Below are 23,820 nucleotides of genomic sequence, written 5' to 3'. Positions count from 1 at the left end.
ATGTAACGGAATTGAAGGGCGGTGCACGTGACCGGCTACCAGAACACCCGCGATGTCAACGAAACCCAGTTGTGCACAGAGACTTTCGGTGCCCCGGACCACCAACCCGCAATCCTGCTCATCCACGGCGCAGGCGAATCACTCCTGGCATGGGAGGAAGAATTCATCGAGCGCCTGGTGGCAGGCGGCCGCAGCGTCATCCGCTACGACAGCAGGGACGCGGGCCGGTCCGCCACGTATCCGGTGGGTGCGCCGCCATATGTGCTGCGAGATCTGGTCGCCGACGCCGTCGGCCTGCTCAACGTCCTCGGCCTGCGGCAGGCGCACCTGATCGGCATGTCGCAGGGTGCGGCGGTCGCGCAACTCGTCGCACTCGATCACCCCGATCGGGTCGCCACCCTGACCCTCGCCTCCTCGACACCCGGCGGTCCCGGCCACCAATACCCCGACCTCCCGGAGATGACCCCTGAACTCCGAGCCTTCTTCGCGGGCGAGGGCGCCGAACCGGACTGGTCGGACCGGGCCGCCGTTGTCGAGTACCTCGTCGAGGCCGATCGCCCTTTCACCGCGGCAAGTCTGCCGTTCGACACCGCGACCCGGCGGGCCAAGGCCGCGCGAATCATCGACCGCGCGAACGACATTGCGGCCCAACTGACCAATCCGTTCATGATCGATCCCGGTGCGCCGTGGCGGGATCGGCTCGGAAAGATCGTCGCGCCGACCCTGGTGCTACACGGCACCGAGGATCCGCTCTTCCCGATCGGGCACGGTCGAGCCCTCGCCGCGGAGATTCCCGGCGCCCGTTTACTCGCGATGGAGCACACCGGGCACGAGATCGCACCACGGGCACAATGGGATTCGGTTGTGGCCGCCATCCTCGCGCACACGGCCTGATCCGTCGGCGAGCCCCAGTGGCCGCCACCGCGCTGATCGGCGCGCCGGCCAGCTCAGCGGGGTGACGGCAACGCTTACCCCGCCAACAGGTCGCGGCCCGGAATCGCGTCCAGCAGCCGCCGGGTGTACTCCTCTCGTGGATTGTCGAAGACCTCGTTGGTGGTGGCGGCCTCGACGACTTTGCCGTTCTGCATCACGAGCACATCGTCGGCGATTTGCCGGACCACGGCCAGGTCGTGGGTGATGAACAGGTAGGACAGCCCGAGCTCCGCTTGTAAATCGTTGAGCAGCTTCAGAATCTGGGCCTGCACCAGCACATCCAGCGCGGAGACCGCTTCATCGCAGACCACCACCTCCGGAGAAAGTGCCAGCGCACGGGCCACGGCCACGCGCTGACGCTGACCACCGGACAGCTCATTCGGATAGCGGCGCATCACCGTCGAGGGCAGCGAAACCTTGTCCAGCAGTTCCCGCACCGTCGCTTCGCGTTCCTTGGACGTGCCGATCCGGTGCGTGCGCAACGGTTCCTCGATGGTGCGGTAGATCGAGTACATCGGGTCCAGTGAGCCGTAAGGATCCTGGAAGATCGGCTGCACCCGGCGGCGGAACGCAAAGGCGCCCTTGCGGTCCAGCTTCGCGACCTCCTTGCCGTCGAAGGTCACCTTCCCGGCCGTCGGCTCCAGCAAGCCGAGAACCATCTGCGCGACAGTGGATTTGCCGGATCCGGACTCACCGACAATGGCCGTGGTGGTGCCGCGCGCGAGCCGGAACGACACCTCGTCGACCGCAATGAAGTCCGACGACTTCCACGGTGCGTTGCCACGCATCTTGAACGCCTTGGTCAAATTCTCCGCGACCACCACGCCATCGGAGACCGCTGCCGACTCCGTGTCGGCCGCGGCCGCCTCCTCCGCGACCTGAACGGCCTGTTTGCGTATCTCGACGCGCTCACGGACCGAGGACAGCCGCTGCGAGGCCAGCGAGGGCGCCGAGTTCACCAGCCGCTTGGTGTACAAATGCTGTGGCTCACGCAGAATCTGGAGTGCGGGACCGGATTCCACCACCCGACCGCGATACATCACCACCAGGTGCTCGGCGCGCTCGGCGGCGAGACCGAGATCGTGGGTGATCAGCAGGACCGCCGTGCCGAGTTCGCTGGTGAGACCGTCGAGATGGTCGAGGATCTGCCGCTGCACGGTGACGTCGAGCGCCGACGTCGGCTCGTCGGCGATCAGCAGTTTGGGCCGGCACGCCAGTCCGATCGCGATGAGCGCACGCTGGCGCATGCCGCCGGAGAATTCGTGCGGATACTGGTTGACCCGGCGTTGCGCGTCCGACATCCCCGCTTCCTCCAGCAATTCGATCGCCCGCTTCGCGGCGGCCTTGCCCTTGGCTATTCCGTTGGCCGCCAACGTTTCCCTGATCTGGAACCCGACCTTCCACACCGGGTTGAGGTTCGACATCGGGTCCTGCGGGACCAGACCGATACCGCTGCCGCGCACGGCGACGACATCCTTCTTCGACGCCTTCGCGAGATCTTTTCCGTCGAACAGGATCGAGCCGGAGGTGATCTGTCCGGTGCCGGGCAGCAGATCGATGATGCTGTGCGCTGTGGTGGTTTTCCCGGAGCCGGATTCACCGACGATCGCCACCGTCTGACCTGGATAGACCGACAGACTGACGTCGCGGACCGCCGGAATCTGCTTGCCCTCGGAACTGAAGCAGACGTTGAGATCTTCGATCTCGAGCAGTGGTTTATCGGACATCGCCGCGGTCACCTCTTCCTGGCCTTCGGATCGAGCGCGTCCCGCACCGCGTCGCCGAGCAGGATGAAGCTCAGCACGGTGAGCGCCAATGCTGTTGCGGGATAGAACAGGATCGGCGAACCGCCGCGCAGCTCGTGCTGATTGGTGTTGATATCGGAACCCCAGGACACGATCGTGCGTGGCAGCCCGACCCCGAGGTAGGACAGGGTTGCCTCGGTGACGATGAACGCGCCGAGCCAGATCGTGGTGACCACGATCAGCGGTCCCGCCGCATTCGGCAGCACATGGCGCAGCAGGGTCCGTATTCGGGAGACGCCCAATGCTTTTGCCGCCGTGACGTACTCGCTGTTCTTGGCCTCGATCACCGCACTGCGCGCGATGCGCGCCGCCTGCGGCCAGGTGAACGCGGACAGAATCAGGATGACCGTCCAGATGGTCCGTGAATCCAGCAGCTGCATGATGACGATCGCGGCGAGCATCAGCGGAATCGCATAGAAGATCTCCGCGATCCGCGACACCACCGAATCCAGCAGCCCGCCGTAGAAGCCGGAGAGCGCCCCGAGCGTGCCACCGATGAACAGGAACAGCGTTGTCGCGCCGAGACCGGCCATCACCGAAGCCCGTGCGCCGTAGACGGTTCGGGTGTAGACGTCACAACCCTGTTTGTCGAAGCCGAACGGATGGCCCGGCCCACGCGGATCCATACTGAAATCGCCGTTGCAATAGCGCGGGTCCTGATCGCTGAACAGTCCCGGCCAGAGCACGACAACCGCGATGAAGACGATCAGCAGCGCGGCGACGATGAAGATCGGATTTCGGCGCAGCTGCCGCCATGCGTCTTGCCAGATGCTGGTCGGCGAACCGGATTCGTCGACCTGGTCGGTGGCGAGAACCTGCACCTCGTCGGGCGGTGCGACGAAGTGCTGCTGCCTGTCCGGGACGTGTTTATCGAGGTCAGGCATATCGAATCCTCGGGTCGAGCATGGCGTAGAGCAGGTCGATGAGCAGATTCGAGATCAGGAAGATCACGATGAGGACCGTCACGAAGGACACCACCGTCGGTGGCTCACCGCGCGTAATCGCTTGGTAGAGCGTGCCTCCCACGCCCGGGATGTTGAAGATGCCCTCGGTGACGACGGCACCGCCGATCAGGGCGCCGAGGTCGGCGCCGAGGAAGGTGATGACCGGGATCATCGAGTTGCGCAGAATATGCACGGTGACGACACGAGGTCTACTCAGCCCCTTGGCGGTCGCGGTCCGTACGTAGTCGGCGGACATGTTCTCCGCCACCGAGTTTCGGGTGAGCCGGAGCACATAGGCGAACGACAGCGAGCCGAGCACGATCGCCGGGACGAGCAGTTCGCCGATACTCGCCTTGCCGGTGACGGTCACCGGCGCGATGCCCCATTTCACGCCGAGCAGGAACTGGGCGAGAAAGCCGATCACGAAGATCGGCACCGCGATGATGACCAGACTGACCACCAGCAGGGTCGAGTCGAAGAGCCTGCCTTTGCGCAGACCCGCGATCAGTCCGAAGATGACGCCGAAGATGCCCTCGATGAGGACCGCCATGAGCGACAGCTTGATCGTGATCGGGAAGGCTCGCGCGAGCTCGTCGCGTACCGGCCTGCCGGAGAAGGCCGTGCCGAAATCGAGCGTGAAGATGCCCTTGAGGTACAGCAGGTACTGCACGAAGAACGGGCGGTCGAGGTGATAGCGGGCGCGAAGTTGGGCTTCCACCGCAGGCGTCATCGGCTTATCGCCGGCCAGCGCGTGGATCGGATCGCCCGGAACTAGGAAGACCAGTGCGTAGATGAGCAGCGTCGCCCCGAGGAACACGGGGATCATCTGAAGTAGACGCCGCACGACATACCAGGCCATTTCGTCTCCTGGGTGAGCGGCTCGGTCGTGCCGCCTGGTTGGCGGCACGACCGAGCCGAGCGGCTACTTCTCGATGTTCTCGAAGTCGAACAGACCGTTCCACGCGAGTTCGGCCTTCTTCACCTTGTCCGACCGTCCCGCCGCGGCGAGGTAGTCGAGCACCGGGATATCGGCCATGTCCTTGATCAGCAGCGCCTGGGCCTTCGCCACGATCTTGTAGGACTCCTCGAGCGTCGGCGCCGCGAGCGCGGCGTCGAGCAGACCGTCGAATTCGGCGCTCTTGTAGTCGACGTTGTTGGTATCGGAGTAGCTGTAGTACTGCGAGGTCAGGAACTGCAGCATGGTCGGGTAGTCGCCCTGCCAGCCGTAGCGGAACGCCTTATCGATGGTCTTGGCGTTCACCAGATCCCGAATGTTCTTGAAGGTCGGGAACGGCGTGCCGACCGCATCGATACCGAGGGTGTTCTTCACACTGTTGGCAACGGCTTCGATCCAGGCCTGGTGGCCGCCATCGGAGTTGTAGGCGATCTCGTAACGACCCGACCACGGTGACATGGCATCGGCCTGCGCCCACAGCTTCTTGGCCTCCTCCGGGTTGTACTTCAGCACCTCGGAGCCGGGCAGGTTCCCATCGAACCCGGGCAGGGTGCTTGCGGTGAAGTCACGCGCCGGAGTCTTGGTGCCGTTGAAGATGGTGTCGCAGATCTGCTGGCGGTTGATCGCCATCGAGATCGCCCGGCGCCGCAGCAGCCCTTCCTCGCCGCCGAAGTGCGCGACATTGGCCTGGACACCGATATGTTGGTTCTGCGCGGTCGGCGCGAGGATCGCGCGATCACCGAGATCCTTCTTGTAGGAGGTCAGCGCGCTGTCCGGGATGGTGTCGAGAGAATCGAGATTGCCCGCCTGCAGATCCGAATAGGCCGTGTCGAACGACTGGTACATGACGAACCGCAGGCCCTTGTTCTTGGCCGGGCGGCCGCCCTGGTAGTCCGGGTTGGGTACCAAGTCGATCTTGACGTTGTGCTCCCACGCGCCCGTGCGGGCGAACTTGTACGGGCCGTTGCCGATCGGGTTCTCGCCGAAGGCCTTCATGTCCTTGAACGCCGCCTCGGGCAGCGGATAGAACGGCGCATAGCCGAGTTCGGTCTCGAAGTCGATGGACGGCTGCTTCAACTCGACGGTGAATGTGCGATCGTCGACCACCTTCAGGCCCGACATCGTCTGTGCCGTCGGCTTTTCCGCCGATACCTCGTCGAATCCGAGGATCGGGGTGAACACGTAGCTCTGCAGCTGCGCGTTAGTGCCGAGCGCACCATAATTCCAGGCATCGACGAACGACTTGGCCGTCACCGTGCTGCCGTCGGTGAACTTCCAATTCGGCTTGATGGTGATCGTGTAATTCTTCCGATCGGTGGTCTTGATCGACTCCGCCAGCTCGTCGTGGGCCACGCCCTTGCCGTCGTAATATTTCAGCCCGGCGAACAGCCGGTCGACTACGCGGCCACCCATATTCTCGTTGGTATTGGTGGGCACCAACGGATTCTGTGGTTCACCACCGTTCGTCGTGACAATGTCGGCGTCGGCACTATCGCTCGACGAACATGCGGACAGCCCGAGGCTTGTGGCCAGCAGTACTGCCGCGATCAACGCTGTAGCTCTGTTGAATCTCAACGCGTTCTCCCGATTTCGAGACAGGCGAAGGGGATCCGCGACGCACGCGTGAGTCCTTCCCAGCGCGCCTCGACTCGATCGCCTTGGAATGCCTGGGACAGTAGCTATTCGGACGACCGTTGTCATCGGATTGACCAAGGTTCGTTCCACTTGTTACCAATCCGGCAACATGGCCGAAACACACAAAACTTGGTGATGAAAACACTGATCTACCGGAACTATGCCGACGCTGGGGCCATCCGGTGTTCTAAGAGGTTGAAGAAGACGATAACTAGCGCGGGGTCGGTTTGTCAGGCGATCGGGCCGGATACGCGCCGCGGTGACGGGATCGAAACCCGGTGGGCACACCGGACGCGGCCTGGGTCACAGTTGATTACTGTCGAACTGGCCCACACCGGGCGCGTCGAATCGAGCGCTGCGGATTTCGTGAAGGAAGAGACGAGATGACCGATACCACCGCCGACCACACGGACTCGTACCCGCCGACCCCGGAATTCGCCACGGCGGCAAACGCGGATGCCTCGTTGTATCAGCGTGCCGCGGCGGATCGCGACGCGTTCTGGGCCGAACAGGCCGGACGGCTGCATTGGGATCAACCCTGGACACAGGTCCTCGATTGGCGCGACGCGCCCGTTGCGAAGTGGTTCGTCGACGGCAAGCTCAATGTCGCCTACAACTGCGTCGACCGGCACGTACTGGACGGCCACGGCGATCAGGTCGCCATCCATTGGGAAGGCGAGCCGGGCGACTCCAAGGACATCACCTACAGTGACCTGCTCGCCGAGGTCAGCAGGGCGGCCAACTATCTCACCGAACTCGGCCTGGAGGCAGGCGATCGAGTCGCCATCTATATGCCGATGGTCCCTGAGGCCATCGTCTCGATGCTGGCCTGCGCCCGCCTCGGCCTCACTCACTCGGTCGTCTTCGCAGGCTTCTCCCCCACCGCGCTGCGCCAACGCGTCGACGACGCCAGCGCACGCCTGATCATCACCACCGACGGGCAGTGGCGGCGCGGCAAGTCCGCCCCGCTCAAAGAGGCCGTCGACGAAGCGCTCTACGCCAACGGCGACGTGCCGCACAGCGTCGAGCACGTACTCGTGGTGCGCCGCACCAGCATCGAGGTGCCGTGGACCGAGGGCCGTGACCTGTGGTGGCACGAGACGGTCGCGCAGGCCTCGCCCGAACACCGGGCGCAGGCATTCGACGCCGAGCATCCGCTGTTCATCCTCTACACCTCCGGCACCACCGGAAAACCCAAAGGCATCCTGCACACCTCCGGCGGCTACCTGACCCAAGCGGCCTACACCCACCACAACGTCTTCGACCACAAGGCCGGACACGACGTCTACTGGTGCACCGCCGACATCGGCTGGGTCACCGGACACAGCTACATCGTCTACGGCCCGCTCGCCAACCGGACCACCCAGGTCGTCTACGAGGGCACGCCGAACTTCCCGGACGAGCACCGGCACTGGCAGATCGTCGAAAAGTACGGTGTCACCATCTATTACACGGCCCCGACACTGGTCCGGACCTTCATGAAGTGGGGTAAGGAGATTCCGGCCGCGCACGATCTGTCGAGCATCCGGCTGCTCGGTTCGGTGGGTGAGCCGATCAACCCGGAGGCATGGCGCTGGTACCGCGAGGTGATCGGCGCGGGCTCGGCCCCGATCGTGGACACCTGGTGGCAGACCGAGACCGGCGCCATCATGATCTCTCCGCTGCCCGGCGTCACCGCCGCCAAACCGGGCGCAGCCATGACACCGCTACCCGGTATTTCGGCGACCGTCGTCGACGAAGAAGGTAAGCCGGTACAACTCGGGGAGACCGAAGCCAACGGCTACCTGGTCCTCGACCAGCCGTGGCCGTCGATGCTGCGCGGCATCTGGGGCGACATGGAGCGGTACCGGGCCACCTACTGGGAGCGCTACGCCGAGCAGGGCTGGTACTTCGCCGGTGACGGCGCCAAGCTCGACGCCGACGGCGACCTGTGGGTGCTCGGCCGGGTCGACGACGTGATGAACGTGTCCGGCCACCGCATCTCCACCGCCGAGGTGGAGTCGGCATTGGTCGGGCACTCGGGTGTTGCCGAGGCCGCTGTCGTCGGCGCCAGCGACGACACCACCGGTCAGGGCATCGTCGCGTTCGTCATCCTGACCGCCGAGGCCGAGGACACCGGAGCCGCGCTGGTCGACGAGCTCAAGGCGGAGGTGTCGCGCGAGATCAGCCCGATCGCGCGGCCGCGAGAGATCCACGTCGTGCCCGAGTTGCCCAAGACGCGCAGTGGCAAGATCATGCGCCGACTGCTGCGCGACGTCGCGGAGGGCCGCGAACTCGGCGACACCTCGACTCTGGTCGATCCGAATGTTTTCGAGGCGATCCGGTCCAGTCGCGCCTGATCCGTTGCGGACAAACGGCACACGATAGGGCCGGTGACGATATTCGTCACCGGCCCTATCCGTTAGGATTGCGTAAGGTGTGCCGGGAAGTCTGGTCGGCATGCGGTCGCGTACCTGAAAGCCGATTCGGTGGGATTGTGCGTCCGCAGCCTTGACCACCTGGCCGGAAGGTTTCCCGTGATCACCCAAGTGCGCTCGGAATTGACGCGGTATCTGCGCACCGAGACCGTCGGCGGCGCAATACTCCTGATCGCGGCCGCAACGGCATTGCTGTGGGTGAACTCGCCGTGGGGCGAGGGCTACGTGACGATGACCGAGACGGTGCTGCCCATCCCTCCGCTGCACGTGGATCTGACCCTGGCCGACTGGACCAAAGACGGTCTGCTCACCGTGTTCTTCTTCGTCGCGGGACTGGAGCTCAAACGCGAGCTCGTCGTCGGTGAGCTCGCCGATCCCAAACGGGCCGCGCTGCCGATCGTCGCGGCGGTCGGCGGCGTTGTCACCCCCGCGCTGATCGCGTTCCTGGTCGGCTTCGGCGCGGAGGGGATGGATCGTGGCTGGGCCATTCCGGTGGCCACCGATATCGCCTTCGCGCTGGCCGTGCTCGCCATGACCGGTTCCCGTATTCCGGCCAGCGCCCGGGTGTTCCTGCTCAGCCTCGCGGTGGTCGACGATCTGCTCGCGATCCTGTTGATCGCGGTGCTGTTCACGAGCTCGGTCGCGATGCTGTGGCTACTGGCGGCCGCGGCCTGTTTCGGCGGCTGGGCGCTGGCCCAGCACCGGCGGATCAGTTCGCCGCTGGTCTATCTGCCGCTGGCACTGATCGCCTGGTATGCCCTGCACGAGGCGGGCATCCATCCGACCCTGGCCGGCGTCGGGCTCGGCCTGCTGACCCGCGTCCGGCTCGACGACGGCGAGCAAGAAGCGCCTGCCACCCGGCTAGAGCACCTGATCCAGCCGATCTCGGCCGGCCTGTGCGTGCCGCTGTTCGCGCTGTTCGCCGCCGGAGTTCCGTTGGACGGGAAGGTCTTCGGGCAGTTGTTCACCGACAGGCTGTCTCTTGCCATCATTCTCGGGCTACTGCTCGGCAAGACCATCGGCATCTTCGGGATCAGCTGCCTGGCAATCCGGTTCGGCATCGCCAAACGCCCGGCCGATCTCGGCTACCGCGACATGTTCGCACTGTCGGTGCTCGGCGCGATCGGCTTCACGGTTAGCCTTCTTGTGGCAGAACTCGCGCTGGCCGACGTCGGAGACGGCTCCGCCGTCGAATTGGCGAAGGCAGCGGTGTTGGTGACATCAATGGCGGCGTCGCTCGCCGGTTCGGCGCTACTGTTGCGGCGTGGGCGTGTCCACCAAGCGCGTCGTGACGCGCGTGCGCTACAACCAGAAGAGTGAGGCCGAAGCAGTGTCGGGACAGGGAGAAGGGTCGACCAAGTGAGTTTCACAGACGGCGGTAACGGAACCGGCGCAAGGCGTGACCACACGGTCACATCGATTCCGCTCACCGACGCCAACCCCAACGGGTCGGCCACCTTCGGCAGCCTGGTCCGCGACGCGACCGAACAGATGTCGAAACTGGTGCGCGCCGAGGTAGAGCTGGCCAAGGCCGAGGTCACCGGCGAGATCAAGAAGGGGCTGCAGGGCAGCGTCTACTTCATCCTCGCGCTCACCGTGCTGCTGTTCAGCACGTTCTTCTTTTTCTTCTTCCTCGGCGAGCTGCTCGATGTCTGGCTGGCACGGTGGGCGGCATTCCTGATCGTGTTCCTGCTGATGGTCGCCGCGACTGTGGCGCTGGCCGGACTCGGCTATCTGCGAGTGAAGAAGCTGCGCGCACCGGAAAAGACGATCGATTCACTGAAACAAGCCCGCACGGTGTTGCCGAGCGGCTTCGGCTCCAGCGCGCACGAGGAACAGCTCTCCCTCGACGAGCCTCGCGGCTGAGGCGACCACCGCGGACTCCGTCCGGCCGCGCCGACTAGGCGGTACCGCACGCCGACCGCTAGGCTCGATCGGCGTGTCGTCGAACTCATTTCCGGATCCGTCCAGCGTCCGTTTCGACGGACCATGGACGCATCGGGACGTTCATGCCAACGGCATTCGATTCCATGTCGTGGAGGCCACTCCCGACCGTGCTGATGCGCCGTTGGTCGTGCTGCTGCACGGCTTCGCGGACTTCTGGTGGTCCTGGCGGCACCAGCTGACCGGACTCACCGAACTCGGCTATCGGGCGGTGGCGGTGGACCTGCGCGGCTACGGCGACAGCGATAAACCACCGCGCGGCTATGACGGCTGGACGCTCGCGGGTGATGTCGCCGGGCTCATCCGGGCACTCGGCTACACCGAGGCCACCCTCGTCGGCCATGCCGAGGGCGGGCTGGTGTGCTGGACGACCGCGGTGCTGCACCCGCGGCTGGTGCGTTCGATCGCACTGGTGAGCTCGCCGCATCCGGCGGCGCTCAAGAGCGCGGTGCTGCGGGACGGCCGCCAGCGCAGGGCCTGGCTGCCGAACTTCCTGCGCTATCAGCTGCCCAGGTACCCCGAGGGCCTATTGACCGCTCGAGACGGCTTCGAAGTCGAGCGGCTGCTGCGCCAGCGCGTCAGCGGATCATGGTCGAGCACCGCCGAATTCGTCGACACCGCACGGCGGATGCGCTCGGCCATCCAGATTCCCGGTGCGGCGCACTGTGCGCTGGAATACCAGCGCTGGGCCTTCCGTAGCCAGTGGCGTCCCGACGGCAGGCGCTTCATGGCAACCATGCGCGAACCCATCGACATCCCGGTGCTCGCCCTGCATGGCGAACTGGACAATTACCTGCTGCACGGCACCGTCCAGCGCGGTCTGCGGTGGTCACCGCAGCGACGCTCGGTGACGATCCCGGCCGCCGGACACTTCGCCCATCAGGAAAGCCCGGAAGCCGTCACCGTGGAACTGGCCAAGCTGCTCGCCTGACCGGCTGTCGGGCGCGAACGCGCCCGCGCAGCCGGATCAACTCAGCACACACGCCCCGGTGCCGACCGCCGTGTTCTCGGCCGGTGCGACGTCCAATTGGGCACGGACCTCGGCCAGGGTCAGGACATAGCCGGTGTCGTCGTCGGTGACCGCGGCGCCGAACACGACACCGAGCACCTGACCGTCGGCATCTACCAGCGGACCGCCGGAATTGCCTGCCCGGACCTGGCCGCGGACGGTGTAGACCTCGCGTTCCACGGTGCCGTTGCGGTAGATCGTCGGCCCGGTCAGATCCAAGGTCTCGCGGACCCTGGCCGCGCTGGCCGTGTACGGACCGCCACCCGGGTAACCGAGCACGATGGCGCTGTCGCCGGAGCGCGCGGGCGCCGGAGCCTGCTGCACTACCGGTGCGGTGAGGTTGGGCACCGCGAGCACCGCGACGTCCTTGGACGGGTCGAACAGCACAACGGTCGCGTCGAGCGGGCCACGTGCAGTGTCCACTTGAACACTGGTGGTGCCCGCGACCACGTGCGCGTTGGTCATGACCCGCTCCGGCGCGATGACGAAGCCGGAACCCTCGAGCGCCCGTTGGCAGCTCGGCGCGACACCGCGGATGCGCAGCACGCTCTGCTGCAACGAGGCCGCGACCGGGCTGGTGAGCACACTCGGGTCGGGCGGTTCGACCGCCGCGATCGGCGCGCGCCCGAACGGACCGATGACGTCCGGCAGCCCGGAGGTATTGAGCAGCCTGGAGAATTCGTTCGGCAGCCTGCGCAGCCAGTTGGGGGCGACCTCGTTGACATCGGCGAGCACCCGGGACCCATTGATCGCGGTGGCGATGGCCGGTTGCGAGGAGGAGGCCAGCGGCAGCGCGAGCAGCCATGCGGTGACGAGCACGGCCACCGCCTGCAACACCGCGCCCACCGCACTGTCCACGCTGCGGGTCAGCGAATGTCGCATGCCGCCGCGCGCGGCCCGGCCGAGCACCATGCCCGCAACCTCGCCGACGATCACCAGCACCACGATCAACAGCACGCCGGTGAGCACTCTGGTGCGGCCCTCGTCGACGTGGATCAGGATGTGCGGCGCGATCAGAATGCCCGCAACCGCGCCGAGCACGACGCCGAGGAAGGCGAGCGCAGACGCGACCGCGCCCGATCGCCAGCCCGACGATGCGCACAACAGTGCGAGCAGCACGACGGCGATGTCGAGCCAGGCCGATGAACTCATAAGGTCATCCCCACTGCAGCCAGCGAAGTTTCGAGGTCACGTACATCGTTTCGATCCCAATCCCGTTCCCAGCCTGCGGCTTTGAACAGGCCGGCCAGAATACCGCCGGTCAGCCCCCACACCAGCATCCCGTCCACCTGAAACGCGGGACTCTGATAGCCGAGACTGCCGCGCACCAGAAAGCGGTTCGCCGGATCGAGCAGCTCGGCGAGCGGCACCCGAACCACCCGTTCGGTCTCGGTCTCGTTCACCACACCGACCGCACGCGGCGTGCGCCAGTAGGCGACAACCGGGGTCACATCGAATCGGGACGGCGGCACGAACAACTTCGGTAGCACCGCAAGGGGTTCCACACCTTCGCGCTCCAGCCCGGTCTCTTCACACGCCTCGCGCAGGGCGGTGTCGATCGGTCCGGCGTCACCTGCCTCGACCTCGCCGCCGGGAAAGGCGACCTGGCCGCGATGCTGGCGCATGGTGGACGCGCGCTGGGTGAGCAGCACGTCCGCATCGGCGGGCAACCCGCCCGGTGCAGTGGGATCCGGTTCCGGTGAGCCGCTGAACAACACGAGCACCGCCGCCTGACGCGGCGCGCTGGTAATGGTCATGGCCCGGCGCATCGCACGCGCCAACGACAGCGTGTCGGTGGCATCGGTGGTCGGCTCGGTCGCCTTGCGCAGCCAGGTCGGAATGTTTTCCGGTGTGGGAGTTGTCATGCCGCGACTCCCAGTTCGTTCGCGACGGTGTCGGCGATGTCCTCGACACCATCGAACGGGCGCACGATCGCCTTCGCGACCGACCCGTCGGCGCGTAGCAGCACCGACACCGGTAACACCGCGGGCACTCCGACGGCGTTACGCACCCTGGTGCTCGCGTCGAGCACTCCCGGCAGTGTCACCTTCAGGTCGGCCAACAGTGCAAGCCCCCTTGCCTCATCCGGATCGCTGTGCACGGTCAGCACGGTAATCGCGTTCCCCGCTCGTTGGGCGTACTCCTGCAGATACGGCAACTCCTCAGCGCACGGCCCACACCAATACGCCCACAGATTCAACAGTGCGGGCTTGCCGGCCAGCGCGGCGGCCACGTCGACGGGTTTGCCGTCGGCAAGGCAGCTCAGCGTAATTCCGGCGAGCGGACCGTGCCCAACCGCGTCCGCCGCGGGCCGTGGGCACGGTGCCAGTCCGGCGGCGGCCCGCAACTGCTCGGGCACCGGTGCGCTCGGATGGATCTGCGCGCCGTCGACCGAAGTGTCGTCGCCGCCGCGCGGCCACAGCGCGACAGCGAGTGCCACCGCGGTGATCAATCCAGCCAATGCCAAGCGTGCCGCGACAGGAACCTGCCTCACCGGCCCACCAGCTCGAGCAAGTGCTCCGCCTCCGGACCTTTCACGAGCTTCGCCGCGGTCTCCGGGTCGGTCGGCCCGGCCCCGAACGCGGGGCAATCCTTCGCGAGCACGCATACCCCGCAGGCCGGCTTGCGGGCATGGCACACCCGGCGTCCATGGAAGATCACCCGGTGCGACAGCATCGTCCAATCCTTGCGCTCGATGAGCGCACCGACGATGTGCTCGACCTTCACCGGATCTTCCTCGGCGGTCCATCCCCAGCGCCGCACCAAACGGCCGAAATGGGTGTCGACCGTGATCCCCGGCACGTCGAAAGCATTGCCGAGAATGACGTTCGCAGTCTTACGGCCGATGCCGGGCAACTTCACCAGTTCGTCGAGAGTGTGAGGTAATTCACCGTCGTACCGTTCGACGAGCGCCTGCCCGAGGCCGATCAGCGAGCTCGTCTTGTTACGGAAGAACCCGGTCGGGCGGATGTATTCCTCCAGCTCGGCGCGGTTTGCCTCGGCATAAGCGCGCGCGTCCCGGTACTTCGCGAACAGTGCGGGTGTGGTCAGGTTCACGCGCTCATCGGTGCACTGCGCGGAAAGTATTGTGGCGACGGCCAATTCGAGCGGGTTTGTGAAGTCCAGCTCACAATGCGCATCAGGAAATGCGACCGTGAGAGTGCGGTACATCCGGCGGGCCCTTCGAACCAGGCCGAGCTGAGTTTCCGCTTGTCGAGCCCGGTTTTTCCGTTTCGGAACCGCGACCGTCACCGGCTGCGTATCGGTTGCCGCGGCAGCAGGCGAAGGCCCGCTCATGGCAGCGGTGGAGGGGGAGACACGCACCCGTCCACCATACGGAACCACCCCACAACGGTGCCCGTTCAGATCAACTGCCGTGTTCCATCTGAGACCTGAGCCGTGTTTACTGCTCGATATGCAAGGACTCGCTGTGGTGCTCTTCCCAGTGCTGTTGATGCTGTTCGCACTGGGCATGGAGCGGGTCGAGAATCGGCTCCGAAAACTTCTCGAACCCGACGAAGAGGTTCAGCAGTACCTGGATAACGCCAGCAACCCCGAAGTGAAGGAGCTGACGAAGCTCGGACTGCCGACTGCGGTGGCACGGATGCGCAAGCGCCGGTCCCGTGGAGAAGAACTGGACATCGCTCGCGCTAGCTGAACAAGGGACCGAACCCCGCATCGGCGCGCTGCGCAATCCACTCGTTACGTGGTGTCTGTCACTGCGCTGCCCCAATGCCGCGTAGACTGCGCTGTTGGCCGAATCGCTTCGGTCCAGGACAGAGCCATTTCCCATAAGGAGCACATTCGTGGACGAGGCCCTCGCCAGAGCAGGCATCTTCCAAGGCGTAGAGCCCACCGCGGTAGCGGCTCTCGCCAAACAACTGCAGCCCGTGGATTTTCCGCGCGGCCACGTAATTTTCAACGAGGGCGAACCCGGCGACCGGTTGTACATCATCACGTCCGGCAAGGTGAAGATCGGACGACGTTCCCCGGACGGCAGGGAAAACCTGCTGACCATCATGGGTCCGTCCGACATGTTCGGTGAGCTGTCGATCTTCGACCCCGGCCCGCGCACCTCGACCGCAACCACCGTGACCGAGGTCCGCGCGGTCACCATGGACCGTGACGCACTCAAGTCTTGGATCGACCAGCGGCCGGAGATCGCCGAGCAGCTGCTTCGGGTTCTCGCTCGGCGTCTGCGTCGTACCAACAACAACCTCGCCGACCTCATCTTCACCGATGTTCCCGGCCGGGTTGCCAAGGCGCTGCTGCAGCTGGCTCAGCGCTTCGGCACCCAGGAGGCGGGCGCGCTGCGGGTCACCCATGACCTCACCCAGGAGGAGATCGCCCAGCTGGTCGGCGCTTCCCGCGAAACCGTGAACAAGGCGCTCGCCGACTTCGCGCACCGTGGTTGGCTGCGGCTGGAGGGCAAGAGCGTGCTCATCTCCGACTCCGAGCGACTGGCCCGGCGCGCGCGCTGAGCCGCCCCTCGGGCAGCTCCATACGTCACCCGGGCGAACGCCGGGATCGATTCGCAACACATACTCTGCTGTTGCGACTGGATCCTGACGTTCGCCCGGGTGACGTTCCGCCCTCAGGCGTGCTGGCTGCGCAAATACTCCAGCTGCGCCTGCACCGAGCTGCGGGCGGCCAGCCACAGTCGCTTGTCGACGTCGGCGTACACCTTCCGCACCACCGCCATCGCACCCGCGTCCGGTCCGAGCACGCGCAGCGCTTCGCGCACCTGCTCGAGGCGTTCGTGCCGATGCGCGATGTAGTACCTGGCAACCGGCTCCAGATCCGGATGATCCGGTCCGTGCGCGGGCAGCAATGCGCGCCCCGCGCCCACCTCTACCAGCCGATCCAGCGAGTTCAGATAGTCGGCCAGGGTGCCGTCGCTGGAATCGAGCACCGTGGTGCCGCTACCGAGAATGGTGTCACCCGTCAGCACCGCATCGTCGAGCACGAAACTCACCGAATCGAGGGTGTGTCCCGGAGTGCCGAGGACGGTGATGCGCAGTCCGGCCGCCTCGATCACCTCGCCGTCGACCAGTGTTGCCTCGGAGTCGTGCAGGAACTCGGCCGTCGCGGCCCGCACCGGAGTACCGGTGAGCTCGACGAGACGGTCGATGCCACCGGTGTGATCGTGATGGCGGTGGGTGATCAGCGTGAGGACGATATTGCCCTCGGTGACCCGGGCGATGGCCTCGCTGTGCGCTTTGTCCTTCGGCCCCGGGTCGACCACCACATAGCCCGACTCACCCGGTGCGCGCAGAATCCAGGTGTTGGTGCCCTCCAGGGTCATCTGCCCAGGATTGTCCGCGAGCAGGACCGCTGCGCTCGGCGTGACCTGCCGCAGCTGCCCGTATGCAGGATGAGTCAGCGTCGTCATCGGATTACCCCAGTCGATCGAAATTGGTGTTCCGAGAACCTGTTTAACGCACCTCGACGATTATCTCGACCTCGACCGGGGTGTCCATGGGCAGATCGGATACGCCCACGGCAGAACGTGCGTGCACGCCCGCGTCACCGAACACCTCGCCGAAAAGCTCCGAGGCGCCGTTGATCACCGCAGGCTGGCCCCCGAATCCGGGCGCGGAGGCCACGAATCCGACTACCTTGACCACCCGCACTACCGCGTCCAAACCGACCAGGTCGTGCACCGCCGCGAGTGCGTTCAGCGCACACTGCTGCGCAGCAGCCTTGGCATCCTCGACCGAAACCTCAGCGCCGACCTTGCCGGTTATCGACAGTTTCCCGTCGACGAACGGCAGCTGACCGGAGGTGTAGACGAGCGAACCGGTGCGGATCGCCGGGATATAGGCCGCCACCGGCGCCGCCACCGGGGGCAGCGTCAGTCCGAGTCGGACGAGGTTCTTCTCCCACTGGGTCACTGGTCTCGTCCCTTCTCTACTTCGGGCGCTTGAGGTAGGCGACGTGCTGCTCGCCGGTCGGGCCGGGCAGCACGGTGACAAGCTCCCAGCCCGTTTCACCCCACTGGTCGAGGATCTGCTTGGTCGCGTGCGTCAAAAGCGGAACGGTTGCGTACTCCCACACGGTCACATCACTCACATCACTCATAGCGGTGAGCGTATAGATGCGCGGGATTCGCCGCGCCCGCGGCACGGTGTCTGCACCAGCCTCGCAGACCGTGCCGTCCCACTGTCTGGTACAGAACGGGCGTCAAACCGACCAGTAACCCTATCCCTCGGGCGCGATCTCAGGACGGGTTATAGGCTCGCGATCGTGGGAGTACCAACAGCAGTGCCTATTTCGGCGGAGTCGGGGCTAGAAACGGGTTGGCCGGCGCGCGCGGAAAAAGCCCGCTTGCACTACGTGTCGGGAAAAGGGGGAACCGGGAAGTCCACGGTCGCCGCGGCACTCGCGCTGGCCCTCGCCGCGGGTGGGCGGCGGGTACTGCTTGTCGAGGTGGAGAGCAGGCAGTCCATTGCCCAGCTGTTCGATCTGCCCCCGCTGCCGCCGACCGAAACCAGGATTGCCACCGCCGACGGCGGCGGCGAGGTGGTCGCGCTCGCACTCGATATCGAGCATGCCTTCCTCGAATACCTGGATATGTTCTACAACCTCGGCTTCGCCGGACGGGCGATGCGCCGCATGGGCGCCATCGAGTTCGTCACCACGATCGCACCCGGCCTGCGTGACGTCATCCTCACCGGCAAGATCAAGGAGTGCGTGGTCCGCACGGACAAGGCGGGCCGGCTCGCCTACGACGAAATCGTGGTGGACGCACCGCCGACCGGCCGGATCGCCAGCTTCCTCGATGTCACCCAGGCCATGGCCGAGGTGGCCAAGGGCGGGCCGATCGCCTCGCAATCCGAGGGTGTTTCGAAGCTGCTGCACTCCGATCAGACGATGATTCATCTGGTCACCCTGCTCGAAGCACTGCCGGTGCAGGAGACCGCCGACGCGATCGCCGAGCTCACCGCCGCCGATCTGCGGATCGGCGCGGTGATCGTAAACCGGGCGAGCAAAGGTCTACTGCCCGCCGAGGTGCGCGGCAAAGTCGCGCAGGGTGATATCGACGGCGACGCCATCGGGGCCGCACTCGCCAAGGCCGGTATCTCATTGTCCGACCAGGACTTCCAGGGTCTGATCACCGAAACCGTCGAGCATTCGGCCACTCTGCAGGCCCAGGACGACAGCGCTGCCGAACTCGCCAAGGTCGACGTGTCGCGCCTGTATCTGCCGGCCCTCGCGGACGGTATCGATCTCGGCGGCCTGTACGAATTGGCCGAACATCTGAGCGCGCAGGGAGTCCGATGAGCACGCCGAGCTCGAATGTGGCTGTGCCACTGGATATTTCGAAGATAATTGCAGACCGGACCGCTCGGGTCGTCGTCTGCTGCGGTTCCGGAGGCGTCGGCAAGACCACCACCGCGGCGGCGATCGCGCTGCGCGCGGCCGAGCTGGGCCGCAAGGTTGTGGTGTTGACCATCGACCCGGCCCGCCGACTGGCCCAGTCACTCGGCGTCGCCGATCTGGACAACGCCCCGCAGCGGGTGCCGCTCGGCCCCGATGCCAAGGGCGAACTGCACGCAATGATGCTCAATATGCGCCGCACCTTCGACGACATGGTGCTCGAGCACACCAGCCCGGACAAGGCCGAGCAGATCTTCGCCAATCCCTTCTACCAAACGGTCGCCTCCTCCTTCGGCGGCACGCAGGAATACATGGCGATGGAGAAGCTCGGGCAGTTGGCGGGGCGCAAGGAGTGGGACCTGATCGTGGTCGACACGCCACCGTCGCGCAACGCCCTCGACTTCCTCGACGCGCCCAAGCGGCTCGGAAACTTCCTCAACGGCAGGATGATCCGGGTCATCATGGCCCCTGGCCGCGGCGTCACCCGACTGGTGACCGGCGCGATGAGCCTGGCGGTGCGCGGTGTGTCCACCATCGTCGGCGGCCAGATGCTCAAGGACGCGTCGAATTTCCTGCAGTCATTGGAATCGCTGTTCGGCGGATTCCAGGATCGCGCCGACCGGACCTACGCAATGTTGTCCAAGCCGGGCACGCACTTCCTGGTGGTCGCGGCCGCGGAGCCCGATGCGCTGCGCGAGGCTTCGTTCTTCGTCGACCGGCTCTCGACCGAACGCATGCCGTTGGCCGGTCTGGTGCTGAACCGGACGCATCCGGTGCTGAGCACGCTGTCGGCCGATCATGCGCTGACCGCCGCCGACCAATTGGCCGAGACCGACCCGATCACCTCGTCGGTGCTGCGCATCCATGCTCAGCGGGTTGCCACCGCGAAGCGCGAACTGCATCTGCTGCACCGTTTCACGGGCGCGCATCCGCGGGTTCCGATCGTCTCGGTGACCGCGCTGCCGTTCGAAGTTTCCGATCTGGAAGCGCTGCAAGCGGTCGGAGATCAGCTCACCAGGGCCCCCGCTCCCGAGCCGGTCGTGATATCTGATTGATATAGGCCGCTCAACGCCGACCGAGCCCGCTTTCACGGGCTCGGTGGTGTTTCGGCTAGGGACTAGATCGCGACCTGATGCTGACGCTGCGCCTGGAAGAAGTCCGACCAGGAAGTCACCTCAGGGTGTTGCTTGAGCAGCGCACGCCGCTGCCGCTCGGTCATTCCTCCCCACACACCGAACTCGACTCGATTGTCGAGTGCGTCGGCCCCACACTGCATCAGCACCGGGCAGTGCCTGCAGATAGTCGCAGCTTTGCGCTGGGCAGCGCCACGGACGAACAGTTGATCGGGATCTACTTCCTTGCATCGCGCCTGGGCCACCCAGGCGATCCTTGCTTCGGCCTGCTCTACGTCCAATCGAGCGATGGGGGTTGTCATGTGCATTTGGTGTGCCCCTTTGCAGTCCGAACACCGGTTGAACGGCGCTCCAGAATCGCGTGTCAGCCTCGCAGCAACCCAATCCCCGCTGCGAACTGCACCACATTCCACATTTGAGTGTTAGCTCTATCACACTGGGTTCTCAATCTAGGTAAAGGTATGCCCCGAGCGCAAGACCGTTCTGAGACTTTTTGGTACGTCCGTCCCTCCAAACGTGATAGAGAACCGGGCGGTCGACTCGACACGCAGTTGGCCCTCTTGCGACACGCCGAAACCCTCCTGACGACACGCCCGTACGGCCTCGCGAACCGCAAGATCCGGTCAGAACACCACCCCGTAGGCTGGGGATCGTGCCGATCACACAAACGCTCGCGAGGCTGGCCGGCAGCTGCGCGCTGGCCGCGGTGCTCATCGCAGGGATGCTGTTCCCCCTCGCAGGCGGCTTCGGGTTCGTGTCCAACCGTGCCGCCGACGCAGTCGACAACGTGTCAGCGGAGTTGGTCGAGGGCACCGCCCCCGCCGTCTCCACCATGGTCGACGCGAACGGAACACCGATCGCCTGGCTCTACGAGCAGCGCCGCTTCGAGGTTCCCAGCGACAAGATCTCCAACAACATGAAGTTGGCGATCGTCTCCATCGAGGACCGGCGCTTCGCCGAGCATGCGGGGGTGGACTGGCAGGGCACGATGCGCGCCTTCCTCACCAATACGACCAGCGGCGAGGTCCAGCAGGGCGCATCGACGCTCGACCAGCAGTACGTGAAGAACTTCCAGCTGCTCGTCGTCGCCAAGACCGACGCCGAGCGCCGCGCCGCCATCGAGACCTCTCCCGCGCGCAAGATTCGCGAGATCCGGATGGCGCTCACTCTCGACTCGGAGCTGACCAAGGACGAGATCCTCACCAGGTATCTGAACCTGGTCCCGTTCGGTAACGCCTCCTACGGCATCCAGGACGCGGCGCACACCTATTTCGGCATCGACGCCGCCGACCTGAACGTGCCGCAGTCGGCGATGCTTGCAGGCATGGTGCAGAGCAGCTCGAAGCTGAACCCCTACACCAATCCCGACGGCGTGACCGCTCGGCGCAACACCGTGCTGGACACGATGATCCAGAACATCCCCAGTCGCGCCGACGAATTCCGCAAGGCCAAAGAAGAACCTCTCGGTGTGCAGCCGGAGCCCATGGGCCTGCCGCGCGGCTGCATCGCGGCCAACGATCGCGGCTTCTTCTGCGACTATGCGCTGCAATACCTGGCCAACGCGGGCATCAGCCGCGAGCAGATCGACAAGGGCGGTTACCTGATCAAAACCACCCTCGATCCCGCATTGCAGGACTCGGTGAAGCGGTCGGTGTCCGAGGCCGCCAACCCGAACCTCGACGACATCGCCCAGGTCATGTCGGTGGTCGGGCCCGGCCAGGATTCGCATCCGCTGCTGGCGATGGCGAGCAGTCGCACCTACGGCCTGAACCGGGACGCCAACGAAACCGTGCAGCCGCAGCCGTATTCGATGGTCGGTGACGGCGCGGGCTCGATTTTCAAGCTCTTCACCACCGCCGCGGCCATGGAGAAGGGCCTCGGCATCGACGCCCAGCTCGACGTGCCGGGCCGGTTCGAGGCACGAGGCATGGGTAACGGTGGCGCGCGCGGCTGCCCGGCCGCCACCTACTGCGTCGAGAACGCGGGCCGGTACAAGTCGCCGATGTCGGTGACCGAGGCGCTGGCCACCTCGCCGAACACCGCGTTCGTCAAGCTGATCCAGGCCGTCGGCGTCACCCCGACCGTCGATATGGCGGTGCGGCTCGGCATGCGCTCCTACACCGAACCGGGCAGCTCCGGGCACGGCAACCAGAGCCTCGCGGACATGATCAAGGACCAGAACCTCGGCTCGTTCACCCTCGGCCCGGTCGCGATCAACCCGCTGGAGTTGTCGAATGTCGCCGCGACGCTCGGCTCCGGCGGCCGGTGGTGCCCCGCCTCGCCGATCAAGGAAGTGATCGACCGCTCCGGCAAGGTGGTGCCGCTGACCCAGCAGGCCTGCGAGCAGGTCGTCGAGCCCGGCCTGGCCAACACCCTCGCCAACGCCATGAGCAAGGACGACACCAGCGGCACCGCAGCGGGCGCGGCCCAGTCGACCGGCTGGAAGCTCCCGCTGTCCGCCAAGACGGGAACCACCGAAAGCCACCGGTCCTCGGCCTTCGTCGGCTTCACCAACTCCCTCGCCGCGGCGGCCTACGTCTACGGCGACAGCCCGACACCCGGCGAGATCTGCTCGTTCCCGCTGCGCGGCTGCGGCGACGGCAACCTGTTCGGTGGTAACGAACCGGCGCGCACCTGGTTCAACGCGATCAGGCCGGTAGTGCAGAACTTCCCGCCGCCGGCGCTGCCGCCCCTGGACGACAAGTACGTCCGCGGGTCGAACGGCGCGCAGGTCCCCGATGTTGCAAACATGTCGCAGGGCGAGGCGACCGCAGCACTGAGGGCGGCGGGCTTCCAGGTGTCGCCGGTGAACGGCGTCGGATCGCAGCCCAAGGGCACCGTGATGGGGAGCGCACCGAACGGTTCGGCGATTCCCGGCTCGGTGATCACCATCTACATCAGTGACGGCACCGAGCGGGCCGCACCACCACCGGGGCCGCCGCCGGGCGTCCCCGGGCTGCCGCCGCCACCGCGGTTGCCACCCATCCCGATTCCGATCCCGATCCCCGGCTTCCCGAGATAGCAGAACACCGCCGACCCGGACGCAATGCGCCGGGTCGGCGGTGTTTTCGGAAGGATATGGCTACAGGCGTGCTTTGACCGCGGCGGAGAGACGCGAACCGTCGGCCTTGCCCTTGGCGATCGCGGTCGCCGCCTTCATCACCTGGCCCATCTGACGCATGCCGGGCCGCTCCCCCAGCTGCTCGGCAACCTGCGCGATCGCGGTGTCGGCGACATCCGCGACCTCCGCGTCGGACAGTTGGGTCGGCAGGTACTCGTCGATGATCCGCGCCTCGGCGTGTTCGTTGGCGGCCAGCTCGCCGCGACCCGCCTGGGTGTAGACCTCGGCCGACTCGCTGCGCTTCTTCGCCTCTTTCTGCAGCACGGCAATGACCTCGGCATCGGACAGCTCGCGCGCCTCCGAGCCCGCGACCTCGGCGTTCTGGACGGCGGCCAGCAGCATCCGCAAGGTGGCGAGGCGCAGCTTGTCCTTTGCTTTCATCGCGGCGGTCATGTCCGCACGCAGCTGCGATTTGAGTTCCGACATGTGCCACACGGTAGCCGCTCGCTCGGGTCCGGCCCACTACATTTGCCGTGCGGTCCGGTTTCGGGCCCCGCATCCGGACGCTTGTGCGTAAACACACTCAGCGATCCTCAGCGGGGTC

Annotated in this window: 23 protein-coding genes; 10 read left to right on the top strand and 13 right to left on the bottom strand. The window is 65.8% G+C overall.

Features of this window, described 5'->3' with window-relative positions:
• The first annotated feature begins 27 nt into the window (after positions 1-27).
• Positions 28-894 (top strand): alpha/beta fold hydrolase, encoded by an 867-nt coding sequence (locus OHA42_RS07150; RefSeq protein ID WP_406235567.1) that lies wholly within the window; start codon positions 28-30, stop codon positions 892-894.
• Between the two features lie 74 nt (positions 895-968).
• Here the strand turns inward: OHA42_RS07150 and OHA42_RS07145 are convergent, their stop codons facing one another.
• The 4 genes from OHA42_RS07145 to OHA42_RS07130 form a co-directional block, all read right to left on the bottom strand.
• Positions 969-2,660, bottom strand: a complete 1,692-nt coding sequence (locus tag OHA42_RS07145; RefSeq protein ID WP_406235565.1) for a dipeptide ABC transporter ATP-binding protein — start codon at positions 2,658-2,660, stop codon at positions 969-971.
• An 8-nt stretch (positions 2,661-2,668) separates the two neighbouring features.
• Entirely contained in the window at positions 2,669-3,622 is a 954-nt protein-coding gene (locus OHA42_RS07140; RefSeq protein ID WP_406235563.1) for an ABC transporter permease, read from the bottom strand.
• Complete coding sequence (locus OHA42_RS07135; protein ID WP_406235561.1) at positions 3,615-4,541, bottom strand: ABC transporter permease; 927 nt, start codon at positions 4,539-4,541, stop codon at positions 3,615-3,617. The genes OHA42_RS07140 and OHA42_RS07135 overlap by 8 nt, the downstream gene beginning before the upstream one ends.
• Before the next feature lie 63 nt (positions 4,542-4,604).
• Complete coding sequence (locus OHA42_RS07130; RefSeq protein ID WP_406235559.1) at positions 4,605-6,212, bottom strand: ABC transporter substrate-binding protein; 1,608 nt, start codon at positions 6,210-6,212, stop codon at positions 4,605-4,607.
• 443 nt (positions 6,213-6,655) lie between these two features.
• Between OHA42_RS07130 and acs the strand changes: the two genes are divergently transcribed.
• The 4 genes from acs (at position 6,656) to OHA42_RS07110 (ending at position 11,564) form a co-directional block, all read left to right on the top strand.
• Positions 6,656-8,611, top strand: coding sequence for an acetate--CoA ligase (gene acs, locus OHA42_RS07125; protein WP_406235557.1), 1,956 nt, complete (start codon positions 6,656-6,658; stop codon positions 8,609-8,611).
• A gap of 180 nt (positions 8,612-8,791) precedes the next feature.
• Positions 8,792-10,009 (top strand): Na+/H+ antiporter NhaA, encoded by a 1,218-nt coding sequence (gene nhaA, locus OHA42_RS07120; RefSeq protein WP_406239159.1) that lies wholly within the window; start codon positions 8,792-8,794, stop codon positions 10,007-10,009.
• 39 nt (positions 10,010-10,048) lie between these two features.
• Positions 10,049-10,555, top strand: a complete 507-nt coding sequence (locus OHA42_RS07115; protein WP_406235555.1) for a phage holin family protein — start codon at positions 10,049-10,051, stop codon at positions 10,553-10,555.
• Between the two features lie 73 nt (positions 10,556-10,628).
• Complete coding sequence (locus OHA42_RS07110) at positions 10,629-11,564, top strand: alpha/beta fold hydrolase (RefSeq protein ID WP_406235553.1); 936 nt, start codon at positions 10,629-10,631, stop codon at positions 11,562-11,564.
• A 36-nt stretch (positions 11,565-11,600) separates the two neighbouring features.
• Here the strand turns inward: OHA42_RS07110 and OHA42_RS07105 are convergent, their stop codons facing one another.
• From OHA42_RS07105 to nth, 4 genes are read right to left on the bottom strand one after another with little or no spacing between them, the layout of a single operon-like run.
• Positions 11,601-12,794 (bottom strand): MarP family serine protease, encoded by a 1,194-nt coding sequence (locus tag OHA42_RS07105; protein WP_406235552.1) that lies wholly within the window; start codon positions 12,792-12,794, stop codon positions 11,601-11,603.
• Positions 12,791-13,507, bottom strand: coding sequence for an NUDIX hydrolase (locus OHA42_RS07100; protein WP_406235550.1), 717 nt, complete (start codon positions 13,505-13,507; stop codon positions 12,791-12,793). The genes OHA42_RS07105 and OHA42_RS07100 overlap by 4 nt, the downstream gene beginning before the upstream one ends.
• Positions 13,504-14,136 (bottom strand): TlpA family protein disulfide reductase, encoded by a 633-nt coding sequence (locus OHA42_RS07095; protein WP_406235548.1) that lies wholly within the window; start codon positions 14,134-14,136, stop codon positions 13,504-13,506. The genes OHA42_RS07100 and OHA42_RS07095 overlap by 4 nt, the downstream gene beginning before the upstream one ends.
• On the bottom strand, positions 14,133-14,939 hold the full coding sequence (gene nth, locus OHA42_RS07090) for an endonuclease III (RefSeq protein WP_406239157.1): 807 nt from the start codon (positions 14,937-14,939) through the stop codon (positions 14,133-14,135). Before nth ends, OHA42_RS07095 begins: the two co-directional genes overlap by 4 nt.
• Before the next feature lie 118 nt (positions 14,940-15,057).
• On the opposite strand from nth, the gene OHA42_RS07085 reads away from it, so the two are divergent.
• Together OHA42_RS07085 and OHA42_RS07080 are read left to right on the top strand one after the other, a co-directional pair.
• Entirely contained in the window at positions 15,058-15,300 is a 243-nt protein-coding gene (locus OHA42_RS07085) for a hypothetical protein (RefSeq protein ID WP_406235547.1), read from the top strand.
• A gap of 148 nt (positions 15,301-15,448) precedes the next feature.
• Positions 15,449-16,123, top strand: a complete 675-nt coding sequence (locus tag OHA42_RS07080; protein ID WP_011206875.1) for a Crp/Fnr family transcriptional regulator — start codon at positions 15,449-15,451, stop codon at positions 16,121-16,123.
• A gap of 113 nt (positions 16,124-16,236) precedes the next feature.
• On the opposite strand, the gene OHA42_RS07075 is transcribed toward OHA42_RS07080, so the two are convergent.
• Genes OHA42_RS07075 through OHA42_RS07065 form a run of 3 tightly spaced genes read right to left on the bottom strand, consistent with a single transcriptional unit; the run spans position 16,237 to position 17,723 of the window.
• The gene (locus OHA42_RS07075) at positions 16,237-17,034 is read right to left on the bottom strand and encodes an MBL fold metallo-hydrolase (RefSeq protein ID WP_406235544.1); all 798 of its coding nucleotides are present in this window, start codon (positions 17,032-17,034) and stop codon (positions 16,237-16,239) included.
• A gap of 43 nt (positions 17,035-17,077) precedes the next feature.
• Positions 17,078-17,536, bottom strand: coding sequence for a RidA family protein (locus tag OHA42_RS07070; RefSeq protein WP_406235543.1), 459 nt, complete (start codon positions 17,534-17,536; stop codon positions 17,078-17,080).
• Between the two features lie 16 nt (positions 17,537-17,552).
• Positions 17,553-17,723 (bottom strand): hypothetical protein, encoded by a 171-nt coding sequence (locus OHA42_RS07065; protein ID WP_406239941.1) that lies wholly within the window; start codon positions 17,721-17,723, stop codon positions 17,553-17,555.
• A gap of 183 nt (positions 17,724-17,906) precedes the next feature.
• On the opposite strand from OHA42_RS07065, the gene OHA42_RS07060 reads away from it, so the two are divergent.
• Together OHA42_RS07060 and OHA42_RS07055 are read left to right on the top strand one after the other, a co-directional pair.
• Positions 17,907-18,926: an ArsA-related P-loop ATPase gene (locus OHA42_RS07060; RefSeq protein WP_406239155.1), complete on the top strand. Its 1,020-nt coding sequence runs from the start codon at positions 17,907-17,909 to the stop codon at positions 18,924-18,926.
• Complete coding sequence (locus OHA42_RS07055) at positions 18,923-20,077, top strand: ArsA family ATPase (protein WP_406235542.1); 1,155 nt, start codon at positions 18,923-18,925, stop codon at positions 20,075-20,077. The genes OHA42_RS07060 and OHA42_RS07055 overlap by 4 nt, the downstream gene beginning before the upstream one ends.
• Positions 20,078-20,139: 62 nt before the next feature.
• On the opposite strand, the gene OHA42_RS07050 is transcribed toward OHA42_RS07055, so the two are convergent.
• Positions 20,140-20,463: a WhiB family transcriptional regulator gene (locus OHA42_RS07050; RefSeq protein ID WP_305082794.1), complete on the bottom strand. Its 324-nt coding sequence runs from the start codon at positions 20,461-20,463 to the stop codon at positions 20,140-20,142.
• Between the two features lie 413 nt (positions 20,464-20,876).
• Here OHA42_RS07050 and OHA42_RS07045 point away from each other — a divergent pair, with 413 nt between their 5' ends.
• Positions 20,877-23,177: a penicillin-binding protein gene (locus tag OHA42_RS07045; protein WP_406239153.1), complete on the top strand. Its 2,301-nt coding sequence runs from the start codon at positions 20,877-20,879 to the stop codon at positions 23,175-23,177.
• A gap of 60 nt (positions 23,178-23,237) precedes the next feature.
• On the opposite strand, the gene OHA42_RS07040 is transcribed toward OHA42_RS07045, so the two are convergent.
• Complete coding sequence (locus tag OHA42_RS07040) at positions 23,238-23,702, bottom strand: GatB/YqeY domain-containing protein (protein ID WP_328408360.1); 465 nt, start codon at positions 23,700-23,702, stop codon at positions 23,238-23,240.
• Positions 23,703-23,820: the final 118 nt, after the last annotated feature.

It is taken from the genome of Nocardia sp. NBC_01009 (assembly GCF_045208035.1).
Lineage (GTDB): Bacteria > Actinomycetota > Actinomycetes > Mycobacteriales > Mycobacteriaceae > Nocardia.
Note: the sequence above shows the minus strand (reverse complement) of the source record. Positions and strands in the feature narration are given on the sequence as shown.